This window comes from Colwellia sp. MB3u-41, assembly GCF_014076845.1.
In the GTDB taxonomy this organism is placed as follows: domain Bacteria; phylum Pseudomonadota; class Gammaproteobacteria; order Enterobacterales; family Alteromonadaceae; genus Colwellia_A.
Map to the genome: position 1 here is coordinate 101,567 of NZ_JACGUT010000079.1, position 17,859 is coordinate 119,425.

Here is a 17,859-nt window from a genome sequence, read left to right on the forward strand (position 1 = left end):
TAAATAAAATAACATTTACAGATTAAAATGAAACTTTATAGAACAAAAACTCATTAAAAACAAAAATAACCATTATTAACAGCGAGATAGCTCTCGATTATCTTTCGGCAAACGAAAGAAGTAACTTACATCTCGAAAGTAAACGTAAAAAATTTTAAAATAAAAAATAAAGTAGCACTACGTTAACGCCAGTAAGTCAGGTAAAAAAGTTTCACTTTCCTGCGCTAATTCAAGTTGCTCTGCGATTACATCGTTAAGAATTTCATTGGAAGTGAGTGGATTTGCTAACACAACACGAAAAACAACGGTTTTTCGGCCTTGATAACGTTGCACTTCAATACGCGTACGGGACACAAATGACTTGCCATTTTCACGTTGGCGCTTTTGAATGAACTTAGTGAGATCATCAAGTAAATCATTAATCTTATCTTGTTGTTCATGCGAGCTATTCGCTAATAAAGCCTGAACAGTTCGAGGATTGTAACGATAGGTTAATAAACACAACTCAGGTTCAGTAATCAACTCAAAGTCAGGTTGTTGCTCGATAAGCTCGGCAAAGTACCTGGCTCTGTCTATACCCTGGTTAATCAGCATTTCATAACCTGGTCGGCTGATAATATGCAAGCTTGCATATACCAGCATTGCCATACCTGGTCTTGACCCCTCTAAAGTATGTGAACCTAAATCTTTTGAACCCTTACGTAAAATATATTCCGCATGGTGCTCAATAGAAGCTACAGAGGCCGGATTTTTAAAAACAACCAAACCAGCACCCATTGGCACATACATTTGCTTGTGAGCATCAATCGTTACAGAATCAGCACGTTCAATACCTTTTAACAACGAACGGTACTTATTCGACAATAAAGTTGCACCACCCCATGCAGCATCAACATGAAAGTGGGTTTGAAACTCTTCAGCGATATCAGCCATTTTATCTAATGGGTCTATATTGCCTGTTTCTGTGGTACCAGCCACACCAACAATACTTAATACACGAATATTTTTTTGTTTTAACTCGAGACATTTTTCGCGTAATTTTTGACAGTCGATGCGGTTATTACCGTCAGTAGGAATTGATATTACACTGTCCTGACCAATCCCTAAGATATCAGCAGACTTCTTCAATGAATAATGGCCACGGTCAGACACTAATATCACTAAGCCATCATATTTATAATGTTTTAATGCGTTAAATAAGCCTTCTCGTGCAATACCTTTGAAATCACCATCAGCTTTCAATAGATTATTACGAGCCACCCAAAAAGCCGTTAAATTAGCGACAGTGCCACCAGAACAAAACGCGCCTAAAGAATGGTTTGCACTATGCATCCATTGATCATAAAAATGATCATTATCTTCATAAACTAAACGATGCATCATACCTAAGACTTGGCGTTCAAGTGGGGTAAATGCTTTTGATGTTTCTATCTTGACTAAATTCTGATTTAAACCGACCATTAATTTAGAAAGCGGTAAAATAAAATAAGGCAGAGCTGAGGTCATATGACCAATAAAACTCGGGCTTGATGTATGCACTGATTGCGCAACAACTTTATCTAAAATATGACGAGTGTGATCAGAAACAAAAGTAGGTTCTTCGGGTATTGCAGAGCCAGCGAAATCTTTTTCAATTTCACTTAAAGCCCGCTCTTTTGCCGCAATATGATTACCTAGAAAACCAGCAAGATTTTCTGATATTTCTTTTTCAATCAGCCCCAATGTTGAATCCGGTGCTTCAGGAATTGTAAAAATACTATGTAAAGACTCTTGAGTCGCTTTTGCTGTGCGCTTATTCGTCGTCATACCTTGCCGTTGTAACCATGTTGGTAAGTAAACACAAAACGGCACTTTAATAAAAAATGACTGAAATGTCTTGTACTTTATTCTTATTTACCAGAGAAATGCTCCGTTATTTATTGGCTATATAACGGTTGCCGCATAAACCAGCGCCAATTCTACAAGTGCGAAAGTACTTAGCGCCATCATTAATACATTCTTTTTAATTAAATTATTCATCTTCAACATCCCTTTTGATTGAGTATTATTACTCATTAATCAAAAAGTAATCAAGATCTAAGCCATGTATATTAAACAATTGATTTTAAACAAAAATAAATAAAATCTCAAATAATCATTCACTTCACGTTAAGATAAGTTAGCGAATTTCACTAACTTATTGTTGATTTTCCTAAGCAGAATATTCAATTAGACTATATAAAAGGTAAATATTCACGGTGAAGAAGTAGCTGCCAACACCGTTGACCACTTGCTTTATATTTTGCTTCAAAAGGGGTTAAAGGTTCATCATTAGTTATCTCACTAATATTACCTAAAACGCCAGCTAAATCAGCAGCAAATTGAAACTCTTCTAAATATAAACGCCAGTTACTGCGTAGAATAATTTGTTCACCAATATTAATAATTTGTGGAAATACCGCACTACCGTGCCAACGCCGTTGAATATGTTTCGATTTAGGCCAAGGGTTTGGATACAAAATATAATGTTTTTTTACTGGCCAACTTGCTTGTTCAACTAAGCGATAAAAATCATTTAAATCGGCTCTAACCAAATAATAGTTATCGATTTTAGCGCCATCGTCATGCAAAATTTCGTCAACATTACGATTAATGCGGTGCGCTGATTTATCGACGCCAATCACTAAAGCCTGTGGATTTTTTTTGGCTAAAATACGGGTACTTTGACCAACGCCGCAACATGAGTCTAAGATAACATTACCTTGATGCGCTTTAACTAAAGCATCCATTTCGGCAAACGCTTGTTCGGTATGTGCTTGATATGGCTTCTGAGAGCGATGCGTTAAGTGTTTTTCAACAATTTCTTCAAGATGTTCATGAATACCAGGCTGATTAGTGATAATAACTCTTGAATCACCAGTCACGTTAACATCCTTTTTATCTGTATTTACGTTCATTAGCTACGTAGTCCTATTCCTTTAGTAATAAGCGTCATTGCAATCGCATATAAGATGAGAATAAATGCCCCAAGTACTGAAAATGCTAACGTTAAGCTCACATCACTTATACCTAAAAATCCGTATCGAAAAGCATTGACCATATAAACGATAGGGTTTAATTGCGAAACACCTTGCCAAAAATCGGGCAGTAAACTAATAGAATAAAACACACCACCAAGGTAAGTTAGTGGCGTTAAAATAAAGGTTGGTATAATGGATATGTCATCAAAACTACCAGCAAAAATAGCGTTAATTAGGCCGCCTAAGGCAAACGTCGCTGACGTTAAACTTACGGTTATAATAATCACCCATATATTATGAATTTGAACATCAACAAAGAATAAAGATACTAAAGTAACGATGGTGCCCACTAACATGCCGCGCGCCATACCACCGCCCACATAACCAGCAACAATCACCCAATTTGGTACGGGCGCAACCAGCATTTCTTCAACATTACGTTGCCATTTAGCACTAAAAAATGACGATGCGACATTAGAGTATGAATTGGTAATGACACTCATCATAATTAAACCAGGCACAATGAACGACATATAATCAAACCCACCCATTTGTCCGATGCGCGAACCGATAAGTTCACCAAAAATAACAAAGTATAAGCTAATGGTAATAGCCGGAGGTACCAGTGTTTGCACCCAGATGCGCATAAAACGATTTATTTCTTTGTATAAAATACTTTTTAAAGCAATAAAATTACTTTTTGAAAACATACTATTTACTCTCCTGAATAACTTTTTGTCCACTACCCACCAGACTGACAAACAACTCTTCTAAGCGATTACTTTTATTGCGCATGCTGTGCACATTAATGTTTTGTTCGCTCAATTGACTAAACACATGGTTGATCAGTTGCGACTTTCTCACATCAACTTCTAGCGTATGGTCGTCAATTAAACGCGAAGTGAATTCATCAAGTTTTGGTGGCAAGTCAACCTTGTCAATATCAAAAACAATTGTTTCTTGATCAAGTTTTGCAAGTAAAGATTTCATATCTGTATCTTCAACAATAACACCCGAATCAATAATGGCTATATTTCGACAAAGCATTTCCGCTTCTTCCAGATAATGAGTGGTTAAAATAATAGTGATGCCCTGCTCATTTAGCTCACGTAAAAAAATCCACATAGAACGACGAAGTTCAATATCAACTCCCGCAGTTGGTTCATCAAGAATGAGTACTTGTGGTTCGTGCATCAATGCTCTTGCTATCATTAGGCGACGTTTCATCCCTCCTGAAAGCATACGACCCGCATCATTACGTTTTTCCCATAAATCGAGTTTTTTAAGATATTTTTCAGCGCGCTTGAATGCCAAAGATCTTTCTACACCATAATAACCTGCTTGGTTAACTAAAATAGTTAACAAGGTTTCGAATTGATTAAAATTAAACTCTTGCGGGACTAAACCCAAAAAGCTTTTCGCTTTTTCAAGTTCTTTATCAATATCATGACCAAAGACTTTCACAGAACCCGCTGACTTATTTACTAAAGAGGTGATGATACCAATGGTCGTCGATTTACCTGCGCCGTTTGGGCCAAGTAGAGCAAAAAAGTCACCTTGTTTAACAGTAAGATCGATACCCTTGAGTGCAGTAAAACCCCCTTTGTAAACTTTTTTCAAGCCAGAAATTTCTAGTGCATTATCCATGGTTTAACCTTTTGTTTTTTGATGAGCTAAAGGTGAGGTCAAATTTACTTTTTTCAACCACTAAGCGATTATTTAAATACGGTAAATGTTACGAAATAATCGACCAATAGCATTGCCTATTAATTGTATACAATTTAAAGTGATTATACGCAAATTAAGGAAATATTATGCCGAAAATAAAAATAACTCGTTGGCTGAACACAACCGTATTAACTACTGCTGTTGCGATATCACTAATGGCATGTCAAAGCACTTCAACAGAAAGTACCACAGAAACTAAAATGCATGTTGATAAATCATCACCATTAACTGTTGAACGTATCTACAAAGATCGCGAATTTAGCTCAGATTATATTTCTCGCCTTCGCTGGTTAGCTGACGGCAGTGGCTACACCATTGTTGAAAAATCAGCAAAAACAACAATAAACGAAGAAGGTAAAGAAGTTAGTATTGGTCACGATATTGTCGTTTATAACCCTGATACGCTTGAGCGAACAGTATTAATTTCTGCTCAGCAACTGACACCAAAGGGCACAGACAAGCCATTAACCATTGATAATTACATTTGGTCAGATGACCGCCAAAAACTACTTATTTATACAAACAGTAAAAAAGTATGGCGTTCGAATAGTCGCGGTGATTATTGGTTATTAGATATAAAAGCAAAAAAACTGATGCAACTTGGTGGTAAAAAGCCAGTAGAGAGTTCATTAATGTTTGCTAAATTTTCCCCCGACGCCAGCAAGGTTGCTTACGTTGTTGCAGACAATATTTATGTAGAAAATTTAACAAACAATAAAGTCTCTCAGCTAACCTTTGATGCTGGCAATGGCAAAATCAATGGTTTATTTGACTGGGTTTACGAAGAAGAATTTACCATTAAAGATGGCTTTCGCTGGAGCCCTGACGGTGAAAAGATTGCTTACTGGCAGTTAGACACGAGTGGCAGTAAAGACTTCATCATGATCAATAATACTGATGAACTTTACCCTACCATTACAAAATTTCCTTACCCAAAGGTTGGTGAAACCAATGCGTTGCCTAAAGTGGGTGTAGTGCATTTAGCCACAGCAAAAACAACATGGGCAAACTTACCTAATAATTCACGCAACATGTACATTCCGCGTATGAATTGGTCAGGTAACAGTCAGCAGATATTAGTGCAGCATGTTAATCGCAAACAAGACACTAACATTCTTTATTTGGCTAATGCTAATACCGGTGATGTAACATCGGTGATGACAGAGCAAGAAAAATCCTTTCTTGATTTCTTCGACGATGCTCGTTGGTTAAACCAAGGTAACAGCTTCTTATGGACGAGTGAGCGTAGTGGTTGGCGTCATGTTTTTAATATAACCCGAGACGGAAAAACAGCATTAAACCTAACAGAAGGTAACTTTGACGTAATAAGTATTCAAACCATTGATGAAGAAAATGGCTGGTTGTACTACATTGCTTCACCTGACAATGTTGCACAGCGCTACTTATATCGCAGTAAACTTGACGGAAGCTTGAGTAATCAACGGGTAACCCCTGAAGAGTTCTCGGGCACCAACAGCTACCAAATGTCAGCAGACGGACAATGGGCAATTCATTCTCATTCAACCTTTACTCAACCAACGCAAAAACGTTTAGTGAAAGTTGAAGGTCATCAAGTTAAACATATGATGATGGACAATAAAGTATTAATAGAAAGATTAGCCTCGCTACCACAGACAGATCATGAGTTTTTCCAAGTAAAAGCCCAAGACGGTATCGTATTAGACGGTTATATTATTCGCCCTGCTGATTTTGACCCAAAGAAAAAATATCCTATTATCTTTTATGTTTACGGTGAGTCTTGGGGACAAACGGTTACTGATAGTTGGCGTGGCAATGCCGCAATGTGGGATCAAATGTTAACGGAACAAGGTTTCATTATTGCCTCTATTGATAACCGCGGTACTCGGACACCAAAAGGCAGAGAATGGCGCAAATCAATTTATGGTGCTGTTGGTGTACTTTCTTCACGTGATCAGTCTGATGCGTTAAAAGCGATGGCAAAACGTTGGGACTACATTGATACCGATAACGTTGCTATTTGGGGACATTCGGGTGGTGGCTCGATGACACTTAATATGATATTCCGATATCCTGACCAATATCATGTTGGTGTTTCTTTAGCACCTGTACCTGATCAACGTTTATACGACTCTATTTACCAAGAACGTTATTCTGGTTTATTAGAAGATTATGCAGAAGGTTACAAGCAAGGGTCTCCAATTACCCATGCTAAAAACCTGAAAGGTAAGTTATTACTTATTCATGGCACCGGCGACGATAATGTTCATTACCAAGGCTCTGAACGCCTTATTAATGAATTAGTTAAACACAATCGTCAGTTTGATTTTATGTCTTACCCAAACCGTAGTCATGGTTTGTATGAAGGTAGTGGTACAACGTTACACATTAAAACCATGATGACTAATTACTTTAATACGCATTTAAAGCTTTAGTTCACTGTAAAGTAAAATTAATCTTTATATTAAGCGTTTATAAATAAAGATTAATCCTAAAAAAGCCTTCTTAATATTATTAAGAAGGCTTTTTTATAGTGACTTTTCTTGCTAACACCTTCAATTAGCAACCTAATTTATAACAGATTAACAGCCTATATTTTAGTACACCACGCACCTACACACCCAAAAAGAATATGTAATACTTAAATGGTATATTGATTTGATGGATCACTATTTTTATTCATATCCCTGTTCTTAGCTACACATCTTAACCATCTGAATTTAAAGATATATCCATTTAATTACCTCCTACTATATTATCTTTAATAATTTCCTTAAATGCATAATAGTTCTAAATATATGGAGTATATCCATAGACTTTTTTGTATAAAAATACAACAACACTCTCCATTTTTAAAGGCTTAGTAAATAATAAAGGGCCTTTTATAATTCTCTATATTGAAAAGTTGCACATTGTAAATACTATGTTACGGTTAGTTTATCTGTAACAAAAGGTTAACATGACTATGATAAGGGATAATATGAATAGAATTAAGCTAAAAGCGCTCATGAGTATCAGTGTCTCATCGTTATTACTGATGACAAATTCAGTACAGGCTGCACTGATAGACTGTAGTGTTCTTGACGAATGGATGGTTGGAGGTACTTATACCGAGGGTAAAAAAGTAGTAGCTCAAGGACAAGGCTTTGAAGCAGAATGGTGGAATCAATCAGATCCCACGAAAAAATCAGGACCGTGGCAAGAATGGAAAAACTTGGGGGAGTGCCAAGGAGACACTGATGAAAATACTCCGCCGACGGTAAGTTGGGTTTCGCCTATAAATAATTCTTCTTTAACCGAAAATGACAGCGTTGTCATTACTTTTTTAACACAAGACTCCGATGGTAGTATTGACCGTAGTGAAGTCTTTCTTGATGGATCTTTACTGTCAACACTGCAATCTTCTACTTCACAACTAACGTGGGTAGCCTTAAAAGGCGCCCATAGTTTTACCGTTAAAACTTATGATGATAAGCAAGCTTTTACTACAAGTAGCTCTTTGAACTTAATCATTACAGAAGTAGATAATCCGCCTGATAATAAAGCGCCCGTTGCCCAGTTAATTATTTCAGCGCAGCCAAGTGAAGTACATATTGGCGATGAAGTCATTTTTGCACTAAGTGCAACAGACAGTGACGGAACCATTACTGGGCTTGAATTATTTGCTGACAATCAGTCATTGTTCACATCGACGAATAGCAGTGCCAATTTTACTTGGCAAGCGAGTGAAATAGGACAAGTTGAATTTTTTTTAAAAGCAACAGATAACGATAATAGTGTCGACACAAGTACAAGTGCTTTTGTTAATATTGTTGAAGTAGAAGACCCAAATAACGATCGCACAGCGTGTCAGCCAAGTGGTTTATATCAAACCGAAAATGTTAACACCCCCTATTGTACGGTTTACGATGCTAATGGCCGCGAAGAAATGGGCGCAGACCACCCCCGTCGTGTCATTGGCTATTTCACGAGTTGGCGCAATGGTGCAAATGGACAGCCTAGTTACTTAGTTAATGATATTCCTTGGGATAAAATTACCCATATAAATTATGCTTTTGCACATATTGATGCTAATTACCAAGTATCGATTGGCGATCCAAGCGCAGAAAACAATCCTGCAACCAACATGGAATGGCCGGGTATTGTCGGTGCTGAACTTGATACAAACCTGCCGTATAAAGGCCACTTCAATTTATTAACTCAATATAAAAAACAATATCCTCATGTTAAAACCTTAATTTCAATCGGTGGCTGGGCTGAAACAGGCGGCTATTTTAATGAAACAGGTCGTGTTGCTAACGGTGGCTTTTATACAATGACCACGAATGCTGATGGCAGTATTAATCATGCGGGGATTAAAGCATTTAGTGACAGTGTTGTAACCTTCATCAAAAAATATGGTTTTGACGGTGCCGATATTGATTATGAATACCCCTCATCGATGTCTGACTCGGGTCACCCTGATGACTTTGAATTCTCGAACCCACGTCGTGCAGCGTTGCATAAATCTTATTTAACGTTAATGAAATCATTACGTGAAACGTTAGATAAAGCCGGAGATGCAGATGAACAACATTACCTATTGACCATAGCGTCACCTTCATCTGGTTACTTGCTTCGTGGTATGGAAACCTTTCAAGCGACTCAATATTTAGATTACGTAAATATCATGTCTTATGACTTACACGGTGCTTGGAATTCTCATGTGGGTCCAAATGCCGCGTTGTATGACACAGGTGAAGATTCAGAATTAGCGGCTTGGAATGTATATGGCACAAAAGAGTTTGAAGGTATTGGCTACTTAAATACTGACTGGGCGGTACGTTATTTCCGGGGCGCTTTATCAGCAGGGCGTATCAATATTGGTATTCCTTATTATACCCGCGGCTTTAGAGATGTGTCGGGTGGTACCAATGGTTTATGGGGACAAGCGGCATTACCTGATCAGACTTCATGCACAAATGGTACGGGTAAAGGTGATAAAAATAGTTGTGGTAATGGCGCTGTTGGTATCGACAATTTGTGGCATGACATTGAAAACGATAATGAAGTTGCCGCCGGAAGTAACCCTTTATGGCACGTAAAAAACTTAGCTGATGGAAAATACGGTAGCTACATTGGTGCTTATGGTGTAACGCCGGAAACAGACCCAGAAGACAAACTTATCGGCACATATCAACGCCACTATGAACCAGTTGCCGTTGCCCCATGGTTATGGAATAACGAGAAAAAGGTGTTCTTATCGATTGAAGACGAAGAGTCGATGGCCACCAAAGTTGATTATGTAATTAATAATGGCTTAGGCGGGGTGATGTTTTGGGAACTTGCTGGCGATTTTGATTACGACCAAAGTAAACAGGAATATTACATGGGTTCAACAATGACAACAATCGCTTATGATAAGTTTCGTCAAAGCGGTACCTTATATGATGTGCACATGGGTAACCCTGACTTTACCCCGCCAGAAAAAGTGGTCGATATTATTTTTACCGCCAAAGACTTCCCTGTAGGTGACGACAATTATCCAATAAGCCCAACCTTTTCATTCACTAACAATTCAGAGCTCGATCTATCTGGCGCTAAAATATCTTTTGATGTACCCGTATCAACCTCTGCCATTTTTCAATCTAACTGGAATTCCCAGAAGAAATTGAAAATGACTATTGAAGCCAATGGTTCAAATGCAGCAAGTAATAATATTGGCGGATTTGAAAACGAGTTTCATCGATTCGCTATCACTTTACTCAATGAATTTGGTGGTGTAACTGAATCCTTTAAAACAGGAGAAACCGTTGCTGCACAAGTGATGTATTACATGCCTTTTACCGGCCCGGCCAATTTCACCCTTGAAAAAGACGGTAAAACCTATGCGTTCAAAGCTGAATACCCTGATTTACCCGAGGCAACTGCAGATGATAATGACGACGGTAATGGCGACGGAACAACCTGTGACGGCATTAACGTCGATGAGTTGCCTGTGTACCCAAACTTTCCACGTAAAGACTGGCAAGGAAATCCCGACCATGCAAATGCAAACGACATGATGGTGCACAACAACGTGGTATGGAAAGCCTTATGGTGGACTAAATCTGAGCCTGGCGGAGCTGATTGGCTAGAAGTTTGTCGTTTATAAAATCACCTTAACTCACGCAGTACCCCTCTTTAATGGTGAGACTTTATTAACCATTAAAGAGGGGCAACAGAGATTCACATCATGAAAAATCACAATGATAAAAGTCCATATAAAAATGCTAGAAGATTTGAAAAGAAAAAAAGCAATAAAATATTACCTACCGCTCTAGGCCTATTAGCTTGTGCTGGCATGTTAACCGTTTCATCAAAAAGCCAAGCACATGCTTTTATGGACAACCCGAAAGCAAGGCAATCAATTTGCCAAGCGCAAGGTGGATTTTGGTGGCCTGCCGATGGTTCGAATATCCCCAATTTAGCTTGTCGAGCCGCATTTCTAGATTCTGGCTACGTACAGTTTATTCAAGAACATGAAATATCAGTAAATGTAGCTGATTATCATAATCAACAGGCTATTGAAGCCGCGATACCCGACGGCACACTTTGTGGTGCGGGTTCTGCAGAAAAAAGCGGTGTTAATTTAGCTTCACCTTATTGGCAAAAAACAGAAGTTATGCCTAACGGTGACAACAATATTCAAGTTCGTTTTAATGCACAAACACCGCACAACCCCAGTTTTTGGCGAATATATCTCAGTAAACCCAACTTTAACGCGAGTACTGATATATTGCGCTGGCAAGATCTTGAATTGGTTCAAGAGCATGGCAATATTGATTTTACCAAATCGTCAGACGGTAATCGTTATTACAATATGGACGTGCATATTCCTGCTGACCGTGTTGGAGATGCTTTACTTTATAGCCATTGGCAACGGGTTGATGTTGTGGGTGAAGGCTTTTATAACTGTAGCGATATAACCATTGTGCGCGACGATGTTGAACCGGATGAGTGGCAAGCCATTGCTTATTTTATCAAACAAGGTCAAAACGCAAATGTTGGAGATTCGCCATGGGCAAGGCTTTTCAATGCCGATGGCCAAGAACTCCTTAATCAGCAGTTTTTGGTTAACGGCAATAATGCCGAAACATGGCAAGAAGACTTTGCTGCCCAGCTTAACGAAAGCTATAACCAGCATATTAAAATTGGCGTTAAAAACCTCAGTAATTCATCATCAAATAATGACATTATTTTTGATAGAGAAAATATATTATCTAACCAAGTCTGGGTAACGAACAGCAATTACAGTTTTACCTTGTCTGTCATCGCTCAGACTGAAAACACTGCACCTATTGTTCACGATATTACTGACTTCTCGCTAGACGAGCAAAGCGAAACCAGTATGCATGTACATGCTTTTGACGATCAAAACGATCCGCTAACTTTTGACTGGACCGTACCTGCACCTTTAACTTTTTCAGGTGAAAATGCAGATATTACTATCACAGCAGCTGATGTTGACAGTGAACAAACACGACAAGTTTCTGTAGCTGTATCTGATGGAAAGCTCACCACAACTCAATTGTTTAACGTCACGGTGAATAACCTAACAGATTTACCTAACATAGCTAAGTGGCTATCAAGTCAGGCTTATAGCACTGGCGATAAAGTCAGTTATCAAAATAAAACGTATCAAGCTAAATGGTGGAATAAAAATCAACAACCCAGCAGTAGCAATACTTGGAATGAAGTAGTCCTCGACAATGATGACGGTCCACTCTGGAACATTGAAACTTCTTATCCCGGCGGTAGTAACGTCACTCACAATAATAACTTATATCAATCTAAGTGGTGGACTAAGGGTGATGAGCCCAATTTGAGTGAGGTATGGGAAAAACGATAACAGTAAAATAATGACCAACAATATACATACAATAAGAGAGATAAAAAATGAAAAAATTATTATTAACAGCTTGTGCTATCAGTACGGTTATCGCTTCATGGCAAGTGTTGGCAACCGCATCAAAACCTAGTATTGATTGGGCGCCACAAGATTATTCTTTTGTGCAAGTAAACCTTGATGGGCAAGGTTCATACAAAGATTTAGTCACCACGAAAACGCAAGTTGATATTAACATTAAATGGAATGCGTGGAGCGGTACTGGTGGTGATAATTATAAAGTGTACTTTGACGATATAATGGTCAATGAAGGGAACTTAACGCCAGGTAGTAACAGTGGTGTTATTAATTTTACATATAGTAAATCTGGTCGTCATAATTTAACAATCGAACTCTGTGATGCCGACGGCTGTGTCCGCAGTGACGCTAAAGCGCTTGTTATTGCCGATACGGATGGCAGTCACCTACAACCCTTAACTATGGATGTAAATCCGAATAATAAAACCTATCAACATCAGCAAGATACTGTTGTTGGCGCTTATTTTGTTGAGTGGGGTATTTATGGTAGAGATTTCGATGTATCAAATATTCCAGCGCAAAATTTAACCCATATACTTTATGGTTTTATTCCAATTTGTGGAGCAAATGAATCCTTAAAAGAAATTGAAAATGGTAATAGTTGGCGGGTACTACAAAAAGCTTGTGTTGGCTCTGCTGACTATGAAGTTGTTGTGCATGACCCATTTGCAGCTTTCCAAAAGGCATTGCCGGGCATTGATGCTACAGACCCCATTCGTGGTACTTATGCGCAGTTAATGGCATTAAAACAACGCTACCCAGATTTGAAAATTTTACCTTCAGTAGGTGGCTGGACACTCTCTGATCCTTTCCACGGTTTTACCGACAAAGCCAATCGCGACACTTTTGTTGCTTCAATGAAAACGTTCCTACAAACTTGGAAGTTTTACGACGGTGTCGATATTGACTGGGAATATCCCGGTGGTAGTGGACCAAATCCAGATTTAGGCGACCCAGTCAACGATGGCCCAGCTTATGTTGCGTTAATGGCTGAATTACGTGCCATGCTTGATGAACTTGAAGCAGATACTGGTCGTGAATATCAGCTAACCTCAGCAATTGGTGTAGGTTACGACAAAATTGAAGACGTGAATTACGGCCAAGCTATTCAGTATATGGATTATATCTTTGCAATGAGTTATGACTTTTTTGGTGGCTGGAGTAATGTAACGGGCCATCAAACCGGCATTTATTGTGGCGAGCATTTATCTGCAGGAGCATGTGACGGTTCAGGTGTAGACGATGCAGGCGAACCACGTAAAGGCCCTGCCTACACTACTGACCATGGTATTCAGCAATTATTAGCTCAAGGTGTGCCAGCCTCACAACTTGTTGTGGGTACGGCAATGTATGGTCGTGGCTGGGAAGGCGTTAAAGAAACGAATACCCAAGGTGGTAATCCCATGACGGCAGAAGGAACCGGCAAACTAACGGGAACTACAGCCAATGGAGTTTGGGAACCTGGCATCCAAGATTATAAAGGACTTAAAAAGGTGATGATTGGCGCATCTGGCGAAGGCATTAATGGTTTTGAAACCTTTTATGATGAACAAGCTGAGGCTGCTTATGTTTGGAATAAAACATCAGGTACGTTAGTCACTTATGACAGCCCTCGTTCTGTGAATGCTAAAGGACAATATGTACGGAGTTTAGGCTTAGCTGGACTATTTGCGTGGGAAATAGATGCCGATAATGGTGACATTCTTAACGCGATGCATGAGGGTTTAGCCGGAGGAACTCTGCCAAATAACAAACCTATTGTAAATCTAACGCCAACATATGCGATTAATGCTGGCGATGCGTTAGCCATTGAAGCAACAGCAACCGATAGTGATAACGACCCTTTATCGTACAGTTGGATTATTCCCCCTGTTTTAGCTGCTTCGGGTAGCAATACAAATACGGTAACTATTACCGCACCTAACGTTACGCAAAACACTGAGTATGTACTATCTCTCAGTGTTTCTGATGGTAAAGCAACTGTTACAAAATCAACGACAGTGACCGTACTAGCTGATGATATTCCTAATAATCCTCCTGTTATTGAAGCATTAGCTGATATTACCCTTGATGAAAACAAAAGCGCAGCGGTAAATGTTATTGCAACTGATGCTGATAACGACAATTTGACCTACAGCTGGTCTGTACCTGCGGGACTAACACAACAAGGCAATGGTGCTAATGTCACGCTTTTAGCCAATGATGTTACTCAGGATACTCAATATACCGTCACGGTTGACGTTTCTGATAGCAAATCAATAGCGAATAAAAGTTTCAAAGTAACCGTAAAAAACACCGACAGTGGCGGTGTTACAACATGGGATTCTAATACCATTTACAACACGGGTGACAAAGTTAAATACAACGGTGTCGAATACCGAGCTAAGTGGTGGACCAGAAATGACCAGCCTGATGATGTTGGACCATGGGAAGAAGTCATTCCTGATAACGGTCAAGTTCGTGATTGGAAAGCAACGACTATTTATAACGCAGGAGACCAAGTTATTTATAACAATAACAAATATCAAGCTCAATGGTGGACAAAAGGAAACACACCTGGTGCGGCCAATGTTTGGACAAAACTATAAAAAATAAAGTTTACGTTAAATGATAAAGCACTAATAGTTACACCTGTATAACGTAACTATTAGTGCCTACTGTTAGAAACTAGGCTGATCTTTCGATAAGTATATTGGTTCGACTAAGAGTACTGACATAGCAATTATAAAAATGAGATCTAGGTTCAAAGTACTTAATTCGTTATCAAATTCTACCAGCCATTATTTTTAAACTGTTAATTTAAAATACTCACTAAAAACTTTATATAACTCTGTGCCTTGGTTCACACTCGCTGAGGCAAAATGTAAGATTGGAATCACTTCTTTATCAAGTGAAATATAATGCAGCGGGTCTCCATCACCATAATTATCCATACGAAGAATTCTCGCAAGCGGCTCACCAGCAGCTAAAGGCTCGCCAAATTCAGCTAAATAATCGACCATTCCGCCCATTGGCGAATAAAAAGCGTTGTAGTCTTTTAAATAGCAGCCGTAACGCGTCATCGTTTTGGGCTGATATTCTGTCGTAATAATCACCCCTTTATACTGTAAATAATTCATGATGCTTTTGGCATCTTCTAACGCAACATCAAGATCTATCTGTTCTTGAGAGCCTAATTCAACGGTAAAGCTTTCTTTATTAATAGACGCTGAACTAATCGAAAATTCGATACCTAATTCAGCAAAAGCATCTTGTAATGACCACCATGGGCAGAATGTTGCTTCATCTAAGGCACCATCAAAGTCATTAGGAATTAATAATGTATGTGGAATATCAAAGTATTTGGCACTGTCTTGTGCATATTCAGGGCAGTATAAATGTTTACTTGAAATAGGGCCGGTATGTAAGTCTAAAACGTAGTCAGCTTGATGTGCTAAACGCTGTAATTGATAAGCAATGCGTTGTCCGGTCGTTAGCCCATAAATATTATGGTTAAGTTTTTCTTCAATACTTTCGATCATCAATTTTTTGAAATTAGCTTCAATAACTTGGTTTGATTTACCGATACACTCACGCACGAATGGTTTAATAATACTTTCATCAAAATGATACATTCTATTCCAATTCACACCCGTGATGGGATCAAACCTACCTAGTGTGTATTCGCCATTTTTATGGTTACACGCAACAGGGTTCGCATATGGTACTAACGTAATATCGCCGTTAATTTGAGTGTTATGTAATAATTCTAATAATTGAAAAATAACCGCATTGCCTTGCACTTCTGCGCCGTGCATATTCGCTTGAATATAGACACTGGGTGCATCACAATGCCCTTTTATGCGATAAACTGGAACGGTGAGCGCAGCGCCACTGGCCATTTCACCGACATGCATAACTTCTTTTTTTATTTCGTTCATAATTTTCACTTTATCTTAAGTCTTAAACTCATTGGTTTAACGCTACCGTAAATACCAATCAGCAGGTTGTGACGCTCTTATTTCAATTAACTTCCCTTGACTAAAAACATATTCCGCCGCGATATGATGACAAAGAAAGAACGGCATGCTTTCAGTAAAACCGTATGCTCCACAATAACCAAAAATAAGTGGATCGTGAACAGAGACGTCAGCAGGTAAAGCGTGTTTGCCCAGTTTGTCCATGCTCGTACATAACGGACCATGAATGTCGAACAACTGCTTTTCATGTGAAGACGTTCGGAGTAAATCTACCGGAAAAGGCTGTTCAGTAATTGCTGGGCGCAATAAATGATTAATGCCTGCCGCCAATACTAATTGCTCTTGGCCATAATTTACCTTTCTATCAACAACCGGTGCTACGTAATAACCACATTCAGCTACCGCAAAGCGTCCCAACTCTAACCATAACTCTTCAACACCTGCTTGTTGTTTTATTATAGCGAGATCAATCAATATTTGCGGCCAAGACAGCGTAGCGCCTTGCTGCAAATAATCGATGCCTAAACCTCCCCCTAAATCTAATATTTTCAGTGCCATACCAATATCATCAGCTAATTGCTTTAATGGCGGTACCATTTGTGACCACAATGAAAACATTTTTTCATTGCTGAGCATATTGCCCCATTGAAAAATATGAAGACCACAAATTTCAATATCAGGAAAATCAGTCACGCGAATACTTTGCCATTGCGCTACCGATAAACCGAAAGGCGTTAGGCTATTCCCCCCTAAAGGATTTTTGTCACCCTCTGGCCATTGCAACTGCACGCGCAGTAAAACTTGTGGCTTAACCTTACTTTCAATGGCCGCTTCATTTAACCAAATTAATTGATTCAAACTTTCAGCCACAAAAACATTAACACCTTGATCAATAAATGACGTTATTTGAGCTTTAGATTTTGCGGGGCCGGTATTTAAGATACGTTCAGGTGCAACTCCCTGTTTTAACACTTGGCTTAATTCGCCAGTGCTCGCCACATCAAAATTAAAACCAGCACCGTCTAAGGTTTGAATGATGGTAGATAACGGGTTCGCTTTTACCGCAAACCATAGTTTGATCACATCTTGGCGTTGCAGTTCTGCCAAATGAGCTTTTAGCGCATCCAGATGATAAACAAAGTAACCAGCCTGTTCGGCACTTTCAGGGTGTTGTTCTTTTAACGCAGCAATTAATTCAATCGCTGCGGGAGAATCAAAACAATGGGCACTATTCACTAATTCAGCCATG

General features: G+C 38.9%; 10 protein-coding genes. 4 read left to right on the forward strand and 6 right to left on the reverse strand.

The genetic code is table 11. From position 1 onward, the window contains the following. Positions 1-177: 177 nt before the first annotated feature. The 4 genes from panP to H4J73_RS11760 form a co-directional block, all read right to left on the reverse strand. Positions 178-1,806 carry a pyridoxal-dependent aspartate 1-decarboxylase PanP gene (gene panP / locus H4J73_RS11745; protein ID WP_182182185.1) on the reverse strand — a complete coding sequence of 543 codons (1,629 nt, stop codon included), beginning with the start codon at positions 1,804-1,806 and terminating at the stop codon, positions 178-180. Positions 1,807-2,213: 407 nt separating this feature from the next. After that, positions 2,214-2,936: a tRNA (guanosine(46)-N(7))-methyltransferase TrmB gene (locus H4J73_RS11750; RefSeq protein ID WP_182182186.1), complete on the reverse strand. Its 723-nt coding sequence runs from the start codon at positions 2,934-2,936 to the stop codon at positions 2,214-2,216. Further along, the gene (locus H4J73_RS11755) at positions 2,936-3,709 is read right to left on the reverse strand and encodes an ABC transporter permease (RefSeq protein ID WP_182182187.1); all 774 of its coding nucleotides are present in this window, start codon (positions 3,707-3,709) and stop codon (positions 2,936-2,938) included. The genes H4J73_RS11750 and H4J73_RS11755 overlap by 1 nt, the downstream gene beginning before the upstream one ends. A gap of 1 nt (position 3,710) precedes the next feature. Then, on the reverse strand, positions 3,711-4,646 hold the full coding sequence (locus tag H4J73_RS11760) for an ABC transporter ATP-binding protein (RefSeq protein ID WP_182182188.1): 936 nt from the start codon (positions 4,644-4,646) through the stop codon (positions 3,711-3,713). A 167-nt stretch (positions 4,647-4,813) separates the two neighbouring features. Between H4J73_RS11760 and H4J73_RS11765 the strand changes: the two genes are divergently transcribed. From H4J73_RS11765 to H4J73_RS11780, 4 genes are all read left to right on the forward strand, one after another. Next, positions 4,814-7,141, forward strand: a complete 2,328-nt coding sequence (locus H4J73_RS11765; RefSeq protein WP_182182189.1) for a S9 family peptidase — start codon at positions 4,814-4,816, stop codon at positions 7,139-7,141. A 545-nt stretch (positions 7,142-7,686) separates the two neighbouring features. Then, positions 7,687-10,839 (forward strand): glycosyl hydrolase family 18 protein, encoded by a 3,153-nt coding sequence (locus tag H4J73_RS11770; RefSeq protein WP_182182190.1) that lies wholly within the window; start codon positions 7,687-7,689, stop codon positions 10,837-10,839. Positions 10,840-10,920: 81 nt separating this feature from the next. Further along, positions 10,921-12,576 (forward strand): lytic polysaccharide monooxygenase, encoded by a 1,656-nt coding sequence (locus H4J73_RS11775; RefSeq protein ID WP_259366668.1) that lies wholly within the window; start codon positions 10,921-10,923, stop codon positions 12,574-12,576. Between the two features lie 47 nt (positions 12,577-12,623). Next, positions 12,624-15,239: a glycosyl hydrolase family 18 protein gene (locus H4J73_RS11780; RefSeq protein WP_182182191.1), complete on the forward strand. Its 2,616-nt coding sequence runs from the start codon at positions 12,624-12,626 to the stop codon at positions 15,237-15,239. A gap of 198 nt (positions 15,240-15,437) precedes the next feature. On the opposite strand, the gene H4J73_RS11785 is transcribed toward H4J73_RS11780, so the two are convergent. Then, positions 15,438-16,571, reverse strand: coding sequence for a succinylglutamate desuccinylase/aspartoacylase family protein (locus tag H4J73_RS11785; RefSeq protein ID WP_182182192.1), 1,134 nt, complete (start codon positions 16,569-16,571; stop codon positions 15,438-15,440). Positions 16,572-16,613: 42 nt separating this feature from the next. Further along, positions 16,614-17,858 carry a PLP-dependent decarboxylase gene (locus tag H4J73_RS11790; protein WP_182182193.1) on the reverse strand — a complete coding sequence of 415 codons (1,245 nt, stop codon included), beginning with the start codon at positions 17,856-17,858 and terminating at the stop codon, positions 16,614-16,616. Position 17,859: the final 1 nt, after the last annotated feature.

Bases quoted from the DNA above. Each gene is read 5' to 3' on its own strand.
- H4J73_RS11780 (WP_182182191.1), top strand. From the start codon at position 12,624: ATGAAAAAATTATTATTAACAGCTTGTGCTATCAGTACGGTTATCGCT.
- H4J73_RS11760 (WP_182182188.1), bottom strand. From the start codon at position 4,646: ATGGATAATGCACTAGAAATTTCTGGCTTGAAAAAAGTTTACAAAGGG.
- H4J73_RS11790 (WP_182182193.1), bottom strand. From the start codon at position 17,858: ATGGCTGAATTAGTGAATAGTGCCCATTGTTTTGATTCTCCCGCAGCG.
- H4J73_RS11750 (WP_182182186.1), bottom strand. From the start codon at position 2,936: ATGAACGTAAATACAGATAAAAAGGATGTTAACGTGACTGGTGATTCA.
- H4J73_RS11775 (WP_259366668.1), top strand. From the start codon at position 10,921: ATGAAAAATCACAATGATAAAAGTCCATATAAAAATGCTAGAAGATTT.
- panP (WP_182182185.1), bottom strand. From the start codon at position 1,806: ATGACGACGAATAAGCGCACAGCAAAAGCGACTCAAGAGTCTTTACAT.
- H4J73_RS11785 (WP_182182192.1), bottom strand. From the start codon at position 16,571: ATGAACGAAATAAAAAAAGAAGTTATGCATGTCGGTGAAATGGCCAGT.
- H4J73_RS11770 (WP_182182190.1), top strand. From the start codon at position 7,687: ATGAATAGAATTAAGCTAAAAGCGCTCATGAGTATCAGTGTCTCATCG.
- H4J73_RS11765 (WP_182182189.1), top strand. From the start codon at position 4,814: ATGCCGAAAATAAAAATAACTCGTTGGCTGAACACAACCGTATTAACT.
- H4J73_RS11755 (WP_182182187.1), bottom strand. From the start codon at position 3,709: ATGTTTTCAAAAAGTAATTTTATTGCTTTAAAAAGTATTTTATACAAA.